Source organism: Curtobacterium sp. LFS079 (genome assembly GCF_047977865.1).
Taxonomy (GTDB): domain Bacteria; phylum Actinomycetota; class Actinomycetes; order Actinomycetales; family Micrococcaceae; genus Arthrobacter.
In genome coordinates, this window is sequence record NZ_JBFPFO010000004.1 from 68,761 (window position 1) to 81,292 (window position 12,532).

Sequence of the window (12,532 nt, forward strand, 5' to 3'; positions counted from 1 at the left end):
GCGGAGGGCTCAGCCGCCCATCAGCGGACCGCCGACGAACGGGTCCACGGCCAGGGCGATGAACAGCAGGGTCAGGTAGCTGATGGAGCCGTGGAAGACCTTCATGGCGCCCTTGTTGGACACCTCGCCCTTCTGGGCGCGTTCGTAGAGGGCGTGGGATTCGTAGAGGAACCAGGCGCCTGCCAGGACAGCGGCGATGGTGTACACCCAGCCGGCGCCGCCCAGCGGGACCATCAGCAGCGAACAGGCCACCATGGCCCACGCGTAAAGCACCACCTGCACGGAAACCACCTTGGCTCCGGCGATCGCGCCGAGCATGGGGACGTTGGCCTTGCGGTAGTCCTCGCCGTAGCGCATGGACAGCGGCCAGTAGTGCGGCGGCGTCCAGAGGAAGATGACCATGAACAGCACGACGGCGGGCCATTCGACCGTGTTCGTCACTGCGGACCAGGCGATCAGCACCGGGAAGCAGCCGGCGGCGCCGCCCCAGACGATGTTCTGCGCCGTGCGGCGCTTGAGGATCATCGTGTAGATGACGACGTAGAAGACGATGGCGGCCAGGCCCAGCCAGGCCGAGAGCGGGTTGGCCCCGAACCAGAGGATCGCGATCGCCGCGGCTCCCAGGATCCAGCCGAACACCAATGCTTCGCGTGGTGAGACCTCGCCCGTGACCAGCGGCCGGTTTTCAGTGCGGTGCATGAGTTTGTCGATGTCGCGGTCGATATAGCAGTTGAAGACCCCGGCGCTGCCGGCGGCGAACGCGCCGCCCACGAGGGTGGCCAGGATCAGCCCGATGGACGGAAACCCGCGCTGGGCGAAGATCATGGTGGGCAGGGTGCTCACCAGCAACAACTCGATGACCCGCGGCTTTGTCAGTGCCAGATACGCCTTGAACTTCCGGGAAATTCCACTCCCCTGCATAGCGGCAGAGGCATCGAGGTTGGTATCGCTTGTGCTCACGGTGGCAGTCACTCTGTTCTTTAGCTCTGGTGTTCCCGCGGCGAAGCAACCGCGCCGTTCCGATTGAAGGGACTTCAAGGTCCGGGGTTGCACATGCCGCTGGCGGCCTCCGAATATCATACCGTGGCGCGGATGCACAGAAGGAACCTGCGAAACACGCATGTTTCGGAATGTTCACGGCGGCCCGGGCGCCATGGTGATTCATAAATCGGAATTTTGCGGACAAATTTCGTGAATCCCACCAAAAGGCCCGTTCCCTCGGGCTAAGCTGTCAGCAGATCAGCTCGTGCAGCCTTCTGAGAAAACGCATTCTCAGAAGTCCGGGTCTGGATGATAGATCAACGTTTCAATGGTGAACGGCTGGTGGACACCTCGCAGCGGGCACCGTTTCCTGCCCCGCGCCTGCTGTTCACCCCCGCCGCCGTCAGCACAGAGAGGGGCTCGGTTTACGTGCCACATTTGGAAGAGCAAGAACTGACTTGGACCAGCCTGGACCAGCGTGCAGTGGACACCGTGCGTGTCCTGGCCGCCGACGCTGTGGAGAAGGTCGGTAACGGCCACCCCGGCACGGCGATGAGCCTGGCACCGGCGGCATACCTGCTGTTCCAGAAACTGATGCGCCACGACCCGAAGAACCCGGACTGGATCGGCCGCGACCGTTTCATCCTCTCCCCCGGCCACACGTCCCTGACCCTGTACATCCAGCTGTTCCTCTCCGGTTACGGCCTGGAACTGAAGGACCTTGAGGCTCTGCGCACCTGGGGTTCCCTGACCCCAGGCCACCCGGAGTACAAGCACACCGCGGGTGTGGAGATCACCACCGGCCCGCTCGGCCAGGGCCTGGCCTCCTCGGTCGGCTTCGCGTACTCCCAGCGCCGCCAGCGCGGCCTGTTCGACGCCGATGCTCCCGCCGGCGAGTCGCCCTTCGACCACACCATCTGGGTGATCGCGTCCGACGGCGACCTGCAGGAAGGCGTGACCTCCGAGGCATCCTCGCTGGCCGGCCACCAGGAGCTGGGCAACCTCGTTGTCATCTACGACGAGAACCACATCTCCATCGAAGACGACACCGACATCTCCTTCACCGAAGACGTCCTGAAGCGTTACGAGTCCTACGGCTGGCACACGCAGCGCGTGGACTGGACCAAGACCGGCGAATACGTCGAAGACGTCCATGAACTCTACGGCGCACTGCTGGCGGCCAAGGCCGAGACCTCCAAGCCGTCCATCATTTCGCTGCGCACGATCATCGGCTACCCGGCACCGAAGAAGCAGAACACCGGCAAGATCCACGGTTCGGCCCTGGGCGGCGAGGAAGTCAAGGCCCTGAAGGAAGTCCTGGGCTTCGACCCCGCACGTTCCTTCCAGGTCGACGAGGACGTCCTGGCCCACGCCCGCCAGCTGGTCGGGCGCGGCGCCGCCGCCCGTACCGAATGGCAGGCCTCCTTCGAGGCATGGCAGTCCGCCAACCCCGAAGGCGCGGCCCTGCTTGAGCGCATCGAGGCCAAGAAGCTCCCGGCCGACCTCGACGCCGCACTGCCGGTGTTCGAAGCCGGCAAGGACGTGTCCACCCGCGCCGCCTCCGGCAAGGTCCTGAACGCCATCGGCCCGGTCCTCCCGGAGCTGTGGGGCGGTTCTGCCGACCTCGCCGAGTCGAACAACACCACCATCGAGGGCTCGCCGTCGTTCATCCCGGCATCGCGTTCCACCGGCGCCTGGTCCGGCAACCCGTACGGCCGGGTGCTGCACTTCGGCATCCGTGAGCACGCCGCCGCGTCGATCGTGAACGGCATCTCCCTGCACGGTCGCACCCGCGCATTCTCCGGCACCTTCCTGATCTTCTCCGACTACCAGCGCCCCGCGATCCGCCTCGGCGCGCTGATGGGTGTCCCGTCCCTGTACGTGTGGACGCACGACTCCATCGGCCTCGGCGAAGACGGCCCCACCCACCAGCCGGTGGAACAGCTCGCCTCGCTGCGCGCCATCCCGGGCCTGGACGTGGTCCGTCCCGGTGACGCGAACGAGGTCGCCGTGGCATGGAAGACCATGCTGGAGAACCACGAAAACCCGGCCGGCATCGTGCTGACCCGCCAGAACATCCCCACCTGGGCCCGCGGCACCGGTGACGCCGAGGGTGACACCTTCGGCTCCACCGCAGGCGTGGCCAAGGGCGCGTACGTGCTGGCCGAAGCCTCCAAGGACGGTGCCACCGTTCCGGCCCAGGTGATCCTGATCGCCACCGGTTCCGAGGTCCAGCTGGCCGTGACGGCCCGTGAGAACCTGCAGGCCGAAGGCATCGCAACCCGCGTGGTGTCCGTGCCCTGCGTGGAATGGTTCAAGAAGCAGGACCCGGCCTACCGCGAATCCGTCCTCCCGGCAGCCGTGAAAGCCCGCGTCTCTGTCGAGGCCGGCCTGGCCCTGGGCTGGTCCGAGTTCGTCGGCGACGCCGGCCGCTCCATCAGCCTGGAACACTACGGCGCCTCCGCAGACTACAAGCGCCTCTTCAACGAGTTCGGCATCACCGCCGACGCCGTCACCGCGGCAGCCAAAGACTCCCTCGCCGGCCTTTCGGCCTGAATTTCCAAGGAGAAACACCAATGACTACTCCCACCCAGCAGCTTTCCGACGTCGGCGTTTCGATCTGGCTCGACGACCTGTCCCGTGAGCGCCTCTCCAGCGGCAGCCTGCGGAAGCTGATCGAAGAAAAGAACGTCGTCGGCGTCACCACCAACCCGTCAATCTTCCACGCGGCCATCACCTCGGGCAGCGACTACGACGCGAAGATCGCCGAAGAAGCAGCCAAGGGCGCGTCGGTGGAAGAGACCATCTTCGAAATCACCACCACCGACGTCGCCGACGCCTGCGATCTGTTCGCTCCGGTCGCTGCGGCCACCAAGGGTGTCGACGGCCGCGTGTCCATCGAGGTGGACCCCCGCCTGGCTTGGGACACCGAGGGCACCATCGCCGAGGCCAAACACCTCTACAAGAAGGTCAACAAGGACAACGTCCACATCAAGATCCCGGCAACCGTTGAAGGCCTCGCAGCCATCACCGCAGTCCTCGGCGAAGGCATCAGCGTCAACGTGACCCTGATCTTCTCCCTCGAGCGCTACCGTGCCGTGATCAACGCCTTCCAGTCCGGCCTCGAACTGGCCAAGGAAAACGGCCACGACCTCTCCACGATCCACTCCGTCGCGTCCTTCTTCGTCTCCCGCGTGGACACCGAGATCGACAAGCGCCTGGATGCGATCGGTACCGAGGAGGCCAAGGCCCTCAAGGGCAAGGCCGGAGTGGCCAACGCCCGCCTGGCCTTCCAGGTCTACGAAGAGCTCTTCGCCACCGAACGCTGGGCCGTGCTGGCCGAAGCCGGCGCCCTGCCGCAGCGCCCCCTGTGGGCCTCCACCGGCGTCAAGGACCCGGCCTACCCGGACACCCTCTACGTCACCGAACTGGCTGCTGCCGGCGTCGTGAACACCATGCCGGAAAAGACCCTCGAGGCCACCTTCGACCACGGCGTCATCACCGGTGACACCATCTCCGGCAGCTACGAGGAAGCCAATGCGGTCCTCAATGCCCTCGAAGGCCTCGGCGTCTCCTACAACGACGTCGTCGCCATCCTGGAATCCGAAGGCCTGGACAAGTTCGTCGCCAGCTGGAAGGAACTCCTCGGAGACGTCGAAGGCGCCCTCGCATCCGCACGGAAGGCTTCCTGACACCTCATGAGCACACTCAGCTACGACGCAAGCGGTGCCGCGCAGCAGGCCATCGGGCAGCACGTCCCGGCACTTGTTGAAGACAGGATTGCCAGCCGGATCTTCGCGAAGGACTACACCCTCTGGGGTGCCGACGCGGAATCCGAATCGGCGATCCGCCTCGGATGGGTGGAAGCGGCCACCGTTTCCCAGCCCCTGGTCGAAGGGATCCTGGAACTCCGGGACGCCCTGAACGCAGAAGGCGTCACCCGGATTGTCCTGTGCGGCATGGGCGGCTCCTCGCTGGCCCCTGAAGTCATTGCCGGAACCGCCGGCGTCGAGCTGACCGTGCTGGACAGCACCGACCCCGAACAGGTCGGTGCTGTCCTCGCGGAGCGCCTCGCCGAGACCGCGATCGTGGTTTCGTCCAAGTCCGGCTCCACGGTGGAAACCGACTCCCAGCGGCGTGTCTTCGAGAAGGCGTTCAACGACGCCGGCATCGATGCCAAGAGCCGGATCATCATCGTCACCGATCCCGGCTCGCCGCTGGACAAGGCGTCCCGCGAGGCCGGCTACCGTGCGGTCTTCAACGCCGACCCCAACGTCGGTGGCCGTTTCTCGGCCCTGACCGCTTTCGGCTTGGTCCCCTCCGGCCTGGCCGGCGTGGACATCCAGGCGTTCCTGGACGAAGCCGAAGAGGCAGCGGAAGTCCTCCGCGAGGATTCCGAGGACAACATCGGCCTGCGCCTGGGCGCAGCACTGGGCGGCACCTCCCCGCTGCGCAACAAGATCGTCATCGCCGAGGACGGCTCGGGCATTGTTGGTTTCGCCGACTGGGCCGAGCAGCTCATCGCCGAATCCACCGGCAAGCTCGGCACGGGCGTGCTGCCCGTCGTCGCGGGCCCTGCCGCCCCCGAGGTCAGCAGCGGCGCCGAGGACGTCCTGGTGGTCCGCCTCGTCGGTGCCGACACGGAGGTCGAGCTCGGAGCCAACGAAGCGGCGATCGCCGGAGGCCTCGCAACACAGATGTTTGTCTGGGAGTTCGCCACTGCCGTGGCTGGCCGCCTGCTGGGCATCAACCCCTTTGACCAGCCCGACGTCGAAGCCGCCAAGGTGGCCGCGCGCGGCCTGCTGGACGCACGCCCCGAGCCCACCCCGGCCGACTTCACCGACGGCGCCATCGAGGTCCGCGGCGGAGACTGGCTGGGCGGCGCAGCCACTGTGGAGGACGCCGTGAAGGCGCTGCTCGGCCAGCTTGGCCAGGACGGCTACCTCAGCGTCCAGGCCTACTTCGACAGGATTGCCTACGCCCCCTTTGAAGCCGTCAGGGACCAGCTCGCTGCTGTCAGCGGCCGTCCGGTGACCTTCGGCTGGGGCCCGCGGTTCCTGCACTCCACCGGCCAGTTCCACAAGGGCGGCCCGGCCATCGGCTCCTTCCTGCAGATCACCGCTGCGGGGACCGGGGATGTCGAAATCCCTGAGCGTCCCTTCACCTTCGGTGAGCTGATCGCAGCCCAGGCCGCAGGAGATGCCCAGGTCCTCGAAAACCACGGCCGTCCCGTCCTCCGCCTGCACCTTGTTGAGCGGAGCGCCGGGGTCGCCCAGCTCCAGGAAATCGTCGCCGCGCTGGCCTCCCGGGCCACCGCGCTCGAAAGCTAAGGCACAAATCCCAACATGCCAGAAACTGAAAACGGCAGGAAGACTGCCGTCCGCAATCCCCTGCGGGATCCGCGCGACCGGCGCCTGAACCGTATTGCGGGGCCGTCGTCGCTGGTGTTCTTCGGCGTCACCGGCGACCTCGCCCGGAAGAAGCTCATGCCGGCGGTCTACGACCTCGCGAACCGGGGGCTGCTGCCCCCGAGCTTCGCGCTGGTCGGCTTCGGCCGCCGCGACTGGAGCAACGAGGACTTCGCCAACGAGGTGCGGGAGAACGTCAAGGCGCACTCCCGCACGCCATTCGACGAGGCGGTCTGGAACCAGCTGTCCGAGGGGATCCGTTTCGTCCAGGGCGCGTTCGACGACGACGAGGCATTCAAGCGCCTCGACGCCACGCTCGCCGAACTGGACGAAAACCGGGGCACCCGCGGCAACCACGGCTTCTACCTGTCGATTCCGCCCAAGGCGTTCGAGCAGGTCTGCCGGCAGCTGTCCCGCCACGGCCTGGCGCAGGCCGCCGACGGGCAGTGGCGCCGCGTGGTCATCGAGAAGCCTTTCGGCCACGACCTCGAGTCGGCCCGGAAGCTCAACGACATTGTCGAGTCCGTGTTCCCGCAGGACGCGGTGTTCCGCATCGACCACTACCTGGGCAAGGAAACGGTCCAGAACATCCTGGCGCTGCGCTTCGCGAACCAGCTGTTCGAACCGATCTGGAACGCCAACTACGTGGACCACGTGCAGATCACCATGGCCGAGGACATCGGCACAGGCGGCCGTGCGGGCTACTACGACGGCGTGGGCGCGGCCCGCGACGTCATCCAGAACCACCTGCTGCAGCTGCTGGCCCTGACGGCCATGGAGGAACCCATCTCCTTCAACGCGGACGACCTGCGCGCCGAGAAGGAGAAGGTCCTGGCCGCCGTCAAGCTGCCCGAGGACCTGTCCACGCATTCGGCGCGCGGGCAGTTCACCGGCGGCTGGCAGGGCGGGGAGCTGGTGCAGGGTTACCTTGAGGAAGACGGCATCCCTGCCGATTCCAAAACCGAAACCTATGCAGCGATCCGGCTGGACATCAACACCCGCCGCTGGTCCGGGGCGCCGTTTTACCTGCGCGCTGGCAAGCGCCTTGGCCGCCGCGTCACCGAGATCGCGGTCGTGTTCAAGCGCGCCCCCAACCTGCTGTTCGGGGGTCACCACAGCGAGGACGACTTCGGCCAGAACGCCGTGGTGATCCGTGTCCAGCCGGACGAGGGCGCCACGATCCGCTTCGGGTCCAAGGTCCCGGGCACCCAGATGGAAGTCCGCGATGTCACCATGGACTTCGGTTACGGCCACTCCTTCACGGAGTCCAGCCCCGAAGCCTACGAGCGGCTGATCCTGGACGTGCTGCTGGGCGAACCACCGCTGTTCCCCCGCCACCAGGAAGTCGAGGAGTCCTGGAAGATCCTGGACCCCTTCGAGGAATACTGGGCAGGCCTGGACGAGCAGCCCGAACCATACGCACCGGGCAGCTGGGGGCCGGCTTCGGCCGACGAACTGCTGGCCCGTGACGGACGAAGCTGGAGAAGGCCATGATCGTAGATCTCCCCGACACCACCACCTCCAAGATCTCAAAGAAGATCACCTCGCTGCGCGAACAGGGCGGCGTCATCGCCCTGGGCAGGGTGCTGACCCTCGTGGTCGTCACCAAGTCCGGCCTGGAGGAAGAAGCCATCGAGGCGGCCAACGAGGCCAGCCGCGAGCACCCTTGCCGGATCATCGTGCTGGCCGACGCCGGCGCCGAGGCTCCGGACCGGCTGGACGCCCAGATCCGGGTAGGCGGCGACGCCGGAGCCTCCGAAGTGATCGTGCTGCGCGGTTTCGGTTCGCTGGCCAAGGAGAGCGAGTCGCTCGTGGCCGGGCTGCTGCTGCCGGATGCCCCGATCGTGGCCTGGTGGCCGCACGGCGCACCCGACAACGCCTGCGAAACCTCGATCGGCCGGATCTCGCACCGCCGCATCACGGATTCGGCCAACGAGCCCGATCCTGCCGCGGCCCTGGAACGGATCCGCACCACCTACCGCGCCGGCGACACCGACCTCGCCTGGACCCGATTGACGAACTGGCGCCTGCAGCTCGCCGCGGCCCTGGACCAGGTGGACGACTCCCCCGTCACGGCCATCACCGTGGAAGGCGCCTCGGACTCGCCCAGCACCCTGCTGCTGGCGGCCTGGCTGACCCTCTTCCTCGATGCCCCGGTGGAAATCGTCGAAGACCCGGCTGGCACCGGCATCCGCCGGGTGCTGCTCAACCGCGCCACCGGCGACGTCCAGCTGCACCGGCCGGGACTGACCGTGGCCGAACTGACCCAGCCCGGCCAGCCGGCCCAGCGCATTTCGCTGCCCCGCCGCAGCCTGCGTGATTGCCTCGCGGAGGAGTTGCGCCGGCTCGACCCGGACGACGTCTTCGGTGAAGTGATTACTATGGGACTGCCCCGCACCGACACCAAGGAGTAGCGTTCCGTGACCGTTGAGCCCAGAGTAAGCATCCATCCCGACTCCAACGTTCTCATGGCCGCGATTGCGGCCCGGCTCATCACCAAGCTGGTCGATGTGCAGGACAAACACGGGGAAGCCACCGTCGTCCTGACGGGCGGCACCGTGGGAATCGGAACCCTCAAGGCCGTTGCGGCCTCTCCGGCGGCCCCGGCCGTGGACTGGTCACGGGTCAACCTCTGGTGGGGAGACGAGCGTTTCGTGGCCAAGGACAGCCCGGACCGCAACACCCGTCAGGCACACGAAGCGCTGCTGTCCGTCCTGCCGCTGGATCCGGCGCGCATCCATGAGCCTGGTTCCTCGGACGAGTTCGCCTCGGCCGAAGACGCTGCCGCGGACTACGCGGCACGGCTGAAGGCAGCCGCTGAGGCAGAGCATGCCGCCGACATGTCGGATAACCGTCCGGCGGAAGCCGGTGAGCTGCCGCGCTTTGATGTGCTGCTGCTCGGCGTCGGCCCCGATGCGCATGTGGCCTCCCTGTTCCCGGAACAGGCGGGCATCCGTGTTCAGGACCGCACCGTGGTGGGGGTCGAGAACTCCCCCAAGCCGCCGCCGTCGCGCGTCTCGCTGACCCTGCCGGCAATCAATTCGGCACAGGAGATCTGGATGGTCGTCGCAGGTGAGGACAAGGCCGGCGCAGTCGGCCTGGCCCTTGCCGGGGCTAACCCGGTGCAGGTTCCCGCGGCCGGCCCGCACGGCCGCTCACGCACCCTGTGGCTGATCGACGAGAACGCCGCATCGCGGGTTCCGCAGCAGCTAGTCCGAAAGGACCCCGCGGGAGCGTAACCTCTTCAGCGCTCCAGCCAGGACCCGTTCGGCGTCCTGGCTGGAGCGCCTTTCTTTAACGTAATCGAGGTGGCTCTTGAACACCTCGTCATCCTGGCGTTCGCACGGCGCCACGCCAGGCTCCCGGGCAGCGACCAGGCCGCATTTCGGGCAATCCCAAACCTGCGGGATCTGGTCTTCCGGCAGCTTAAGAAAAACAAGCCGCGTTTCGTGTCCGTTGGCGCACCAATACGGAACACGAATACGCGGCAAGCTTTCGCCGGCATTGCTGCCGGACTGGTTTGTGGGCCCGGAACCGGCGGTTACGCCGGCCCTGGTGCCACGGAATCCTTGGGTGCCGTGAACCATCTTCAAGCTCCTTGAGAGTCGGCTGCATCGCGTGAAGCCACGCAGCCAAGTCTAATGCCGGGAGCCCGACGGCGGCAGTGCCGGTTTCCGTCTCGGAAGGCCGTGGGAGATCAGGAGTCTCCGCCGGAAGTGAAGCGCATGATCAGGCCGAGGGCGATGATCACCACGCCCCAGGTGCAGCCAAGGACGATGGTGAAGCGGTTCAGGTTGCGCTCCGCGACACCCGACGAGCTGAGCCCGGAGGTCATGCCGCCGCCGAACATATCGGACAGGCCGCCACCGCGTCCTTTGTGCAGCAGGATGAGGAGGGTCAGCAGGAGGCTGGTGATGCCCAGCAGGATCTGCAGGATAACTTGAAGAACGTCCACGACGGCCTTTCAGAAGTGCGGAAAGCGGGAGCGCTGCCGGGCTAAGCCGCGGTGATGTGGCTCTCGAACCTGACAATGTTAGCAAACTCAGCCGGGTCGAGGCTGGCGCCACCCACGAGGAGCCCGTCCACATCGGCTTCGCCCATGATCGCGGCGGCGTTGTTGGCCTTGACGGAACCGCCGTAGAGGAGGCGGGTGCCTGCGGCCACGGCGTCATCGAACAAGGAGCCCAGTTCGGCACGGATGGCGGCACACATTTCCTGTGCGTCTTCCGGCCCCGCGACCTCACCGGTGCCGATGGCCCAGACGGGCTCATAGGCCACGACGAGTTCCTTTGCCTGCTCGGCCGTGAGGCCTTCGACGCCGGCGCGCAGCTGGGCCAGGGTGTGCTCGACGTGGGTGCCGGCCTGGCGGATTTCGAGGCCTTCCCCGACACAGAGCACCGGGGTGACCCCGTGGCGGAAGGCGGCCTTGACCTTGGCGTTGAGGACCTCGTCGGACTCGTTGTGGATGGTGCGTCGTTCGCTGTGGCCGACCAGCACGTAGGAGCAGCCGAGCTTGCTCAGGAACTGGCCGGAAATGTCGCCGGTGTAGGCGCCGGAGTCGAACTGGGACAGGTCCTGTCCGCCGTAGACAACCTTGAGTTCGTCACCTTGGACGAGGGTCTGTACGCCCCGGAGGTCGGTGAATGGCGGGAAGACGGCAACCTCTACGCGGCTGTAGTCGTGCTTGGCGTCGGACAGGGTCCAGGCAAGCTTCTGCAGCAGGGTGATGCCCTGGACGTGGTCCATGTTCATTTTCCAGTTGCCGGCGATGAACGGCGTGCGGACAAAGTTTCCATTGGCAGAGGTTGTCACATGTGCTCCAAAAAAAGTGTTGAAAAGGGAGGCCGGCAGGGTGCTGCTCCGGAAGGAGCGGCACCCTGCCGGCCTGGTGCCTGCTGGCGGGGTGTTGCTGCCTAGCGGTCGAGGACGCTCAGGCCCGGGAGTTCCTTGCCCTCAAGGTATTCCAGGCTGGCGCCGCCGCCCGTGGAAATGTGGCCGAACTGCGAATCCTCGAAGCCGAGCGTGCGCACGGCCGCAGCGGAGTCACCGCCGCCGACCACGGTGAAGGCTTCCGTCTCAGTCAGTGCCTGCGCGATCGCGCGGGTACCGGCGGCGAAGGCCTCGAACTCGAAGACGCCCATGGGGCCGTTCCAGAATACGGTGCGTGCACCCTTGATCTGTTCGGCGAACAGGGCCGACGATTCCGGACCGATGTCCAGGCCGATGCCTGCGGCGCCGAAGGAGCTTCCTTCAATGGCATCCGCGGCAACGGTCTCGTGCTCGGCATCCGCGGCGAAGCGGCTGGCCACGACGACGTCCACGGGGATCACGAAGCTGGTGCCGGCGTCGGAGGCGCGTTTGAGGTAGTCCTGGACCACCGGGATCTGGTCTTCTTCGAGGAGGCTGCTTCCCACCTTGTGCCCGGCAGCGGCCAGGAAGGTGAAGAGCATGCCGCCGCCAACCAGGATGGTGTCGGCCTTGCCGAGCAGGTTGTCGATCACGGCGAGCTTGTCCGAGACCTTGGATCCACCGAGCACCACGACGTAGGGACGCTGGGTGTCGGCCGTAAGCTTCCGCAGGACCTCCACCTCGGTGTGCACGAGGTCGCCCTGGTAGGACGGCAGCCGGGTGGCGACGTCGTAGACGCTGGCGTGCTTGCGGTGCACCGCGCCGAAGGCGTCGTCCACGAAGGCGCCGCTGTCCCCGGTAAGGGCTACCAGCTCGTCGGCGAAGGCACCGCGGGCGGCGTCGTCCTTGCTGGTTTCACGGGCGTCGAAGCGCACGTTCTCCAGGACCAGCACTTCGCCGTCCTGCAGCGCGGCCGCGGCCTCCTTGGCGGCGGTACCGACGGTATCCGCAGCCAGGGCAACCCGGAAGTCTGCCAGCTCGGCAAGGCGCGCCACGGCGGGCTTCAGCGAGTACTTGTCCTCGGGGGTGCCCTTGGGGCGGCCGAGATGGGCGGTTACGAGCACACGGGCACCGGCGTCCGAGAGCTTCTTGAGGACCGGGAGGGAGGCCTTGACGCGGCCGTCGTCGGTCACTGTAGAGCCGTCGAGCGGCACGTTCAGGTCACTTCTGACGAGAACGTACCGCCCGCGGACACCTTCAGCGATGAGTTCGTTGAGGGTGTGAGATGTCATGTG

Annotated in this window: 11 protein-coding genes; 6 read left to right on the forward strand and 5 right to left on the reverse strand. The window is 66.6% G+C overall.

Annotation, left to right across the window (positions count from 1 at the left end):
* Nucleotides 1–9 precede the first annotated feature (9 nt).
* Nucleotides 10–972, reverse strand: coding sequence for a heme o synthase (locus ACNQPB_RS08670; protein WP_498750853.1), 963 nt, complete (start codon nt 970–972; stop codon nt 10–12).
* Nucleotides 973–1,419: 447 nt separating this feature from the next.
* On the opposite strand from ACNQPB_RS08670, the gene tkt reads away from it, so the two are divergent.
* The 6 genes from tkt to pgl are packed head-to-tail and all read left to right on the forward strand — an operon-like array spanning nt 1,420 to nt 9,628.
* A complete protein-coding gene (gene tkt, locus ACNQPB_RS08675; protein ID WP_498751282.1) occupies nt 1,420–3,537 on the forward strand; it encodes a transketolase in 2,118 nt (705 codons plus the stop codon).
* A gap of 20 nt (nt 3,538–3,557) precedes the next feature.
* A complete protein-coding gene (gene tal / locus ACNQPB_RS08680) occupies nt 3,558–4,673 on the forward strand; it encodes a transaldolase (RefSeq protein ID WP_498750855.1) in 1,116 nt (371 codons plus the stop codon).
* A gap of 6 nt (nt 4,674–4,679) precedes the next feature.
* Nucleotides 4,680–6,311, forward strand: a complete 1,632-nt coding sequence (locus ACNQPB_RS08685; RefSeq protein ID WP_498750857.1) for a phosphoglucose isomerase-related protein — start codon at nt 4,680–4,682, stop codon at nt 6,309–6,311.
* Nucleotides 6,312–6,326: 15 nt separating this feature from the next.
* Complete coding sequence (gene zwf, locus ACNQPB_RS08690; RefSeq protein WP_498750859.1) at nt 6,327–7,883, forward strand: glucose-6-phosphate dehydrogenase; 1,557 nt, start codon at nt 6,327–6,329, stop codon at nt 7,881–7,883.
* Entirely contained in the window at nt 7,880–8,803 is a 924-nt protein-coding gene (locus ACNQPB_RS08695; RefSeq protein ID WP_498750860.1) for a glucose-6-phosphate dehydrogenase assembly protein OpcA, read from the forward strand. The genes zwf and ACNQPB_RS08695 overlap by 4 nt, the downstream gene beginning before the upstream one ends.
* A 6-nt stretch (nt 8,804–8,809) precedes the next feature.
* Nucleotides 8,810–9,628: a 6-phosphogluconolactonase gene (pgl, locus tag ACNQPB_RS08700; RefSeq protein ID WP_498750862.1), complete on the forward strand. Its 819-nt coding sequence runs from the start codon at nt 8,810–8,812 to the stop codon at nt 9,626–9,628.
* Here the strand turns inward: pgl and ACNQPB_RS08705 are convergent.
* The 4 genes from ACNQPB_RS08705 to ACNQPB_RS08720 form a co-directional block, all read right to left on the reverse strand.
* Nucleotides 9,599–9,976: an RNA polymerase-binding protein RbpA gene (locus tag ACNQPB_RS08705; protein ID WP_498750863.1), complete on the reverse strand. Its 378-nt coding sequence runs from the start codon at nt 9,974–9,976 to the stop codon at nt 9,599–9,601. The genes pgl and ACNQPB_RS08705 overlap by 30 nt on opposite strands.
* Before the next feature lie 110 nt (nt 9,977–10,086).
* Nucleotides 10,087–10,344 carry a preprotein translocase subunit SecG gene (secG, locus tag ACNQPB_RS08710; protein ID WP_498750864.1) on the reverse strand — a complete coding sequence of 86 codons (258 nt, stop codon included), beginning with the start codon at nt 10,342–10,344 and terminating at the stop codon, nt 10,087–10,089.
* Nucleotides 10,345–10,385: 41 nt separating this feature from the next.
* Nucleotides 10,386–11,201 carry a triose-phosphate isomerase gene (tpiA, locus tag ACNQPB_RS08715; protein WP_498750866.1) on the reverse strand — a complete coding sequence of 272 codons (816 nt, stop codon included), beginning with the start codon at nt 11,199–11,201 and terminating at the stop codon, nt 10,386–10,388.
* A 101-nt stretch (nt 11,202–11,302) separates the two neighbouring features.
* Nucleotides 11,303–12,529: a phosphoglycerate kinase gene (locus tag ACNQPB_RS08720; protein WP_498750868.1), complete on the reverse strand. Its 1,227-nt coding sequence runs from the start codon at nt 12,527–12,529 to the stop codon at nt 11,303–11,305.
* Nucleotides 12,530–12,532 lie beyond the last annotated feature (3 nt).

Excerpts from the sequence above, each read along its gene's own strand:
- ACNQPB_RS08705 (WP_498750863.1), bottom strand. The coding sequence starts at position 9,976 with ATGGTTCACGGCACCCAAGGATTCCGTGGCACCAGGGCCGGCGTAACC.
- ACNQPB_RS08720 (WP_498750868.1), bottom strand. The coding sequence starts at position 12,529 with ATGACATCTCACACCCTCAACGAACTCATCGCTGAAGGTGTCCGCGGG.
- zwf (WP_498750859.1), top strand. The coding sequence starts at position 6,327 with ATGCCAGAAACTGAAAACGGCAGGAAGACTGCCGTCCGCAATCCCCTG.
- tal (WP_498750855.1), top strand. The coding sequence starts at position 3,558 with ATGACTACTCCCACCCAGCAGCTTTCCGACGTCGGCGTTTCGATCTGG.
- ACNQPB_RS08695 (WP_498750860.1), top strand. The coding sequence starts at position 7,880 with ATGATCGTAGATCTCCCCGACACCACCACCTCCAAGATCTCAAAGAAG.
- ACNQPB_RS08685 (WP_498750857.1), top strand. The coding sequence starts at position 4,680 with ATGAGCACACTCAGCTACGACGCAAGCGGTGCCGCGCAGCAGGCCATC.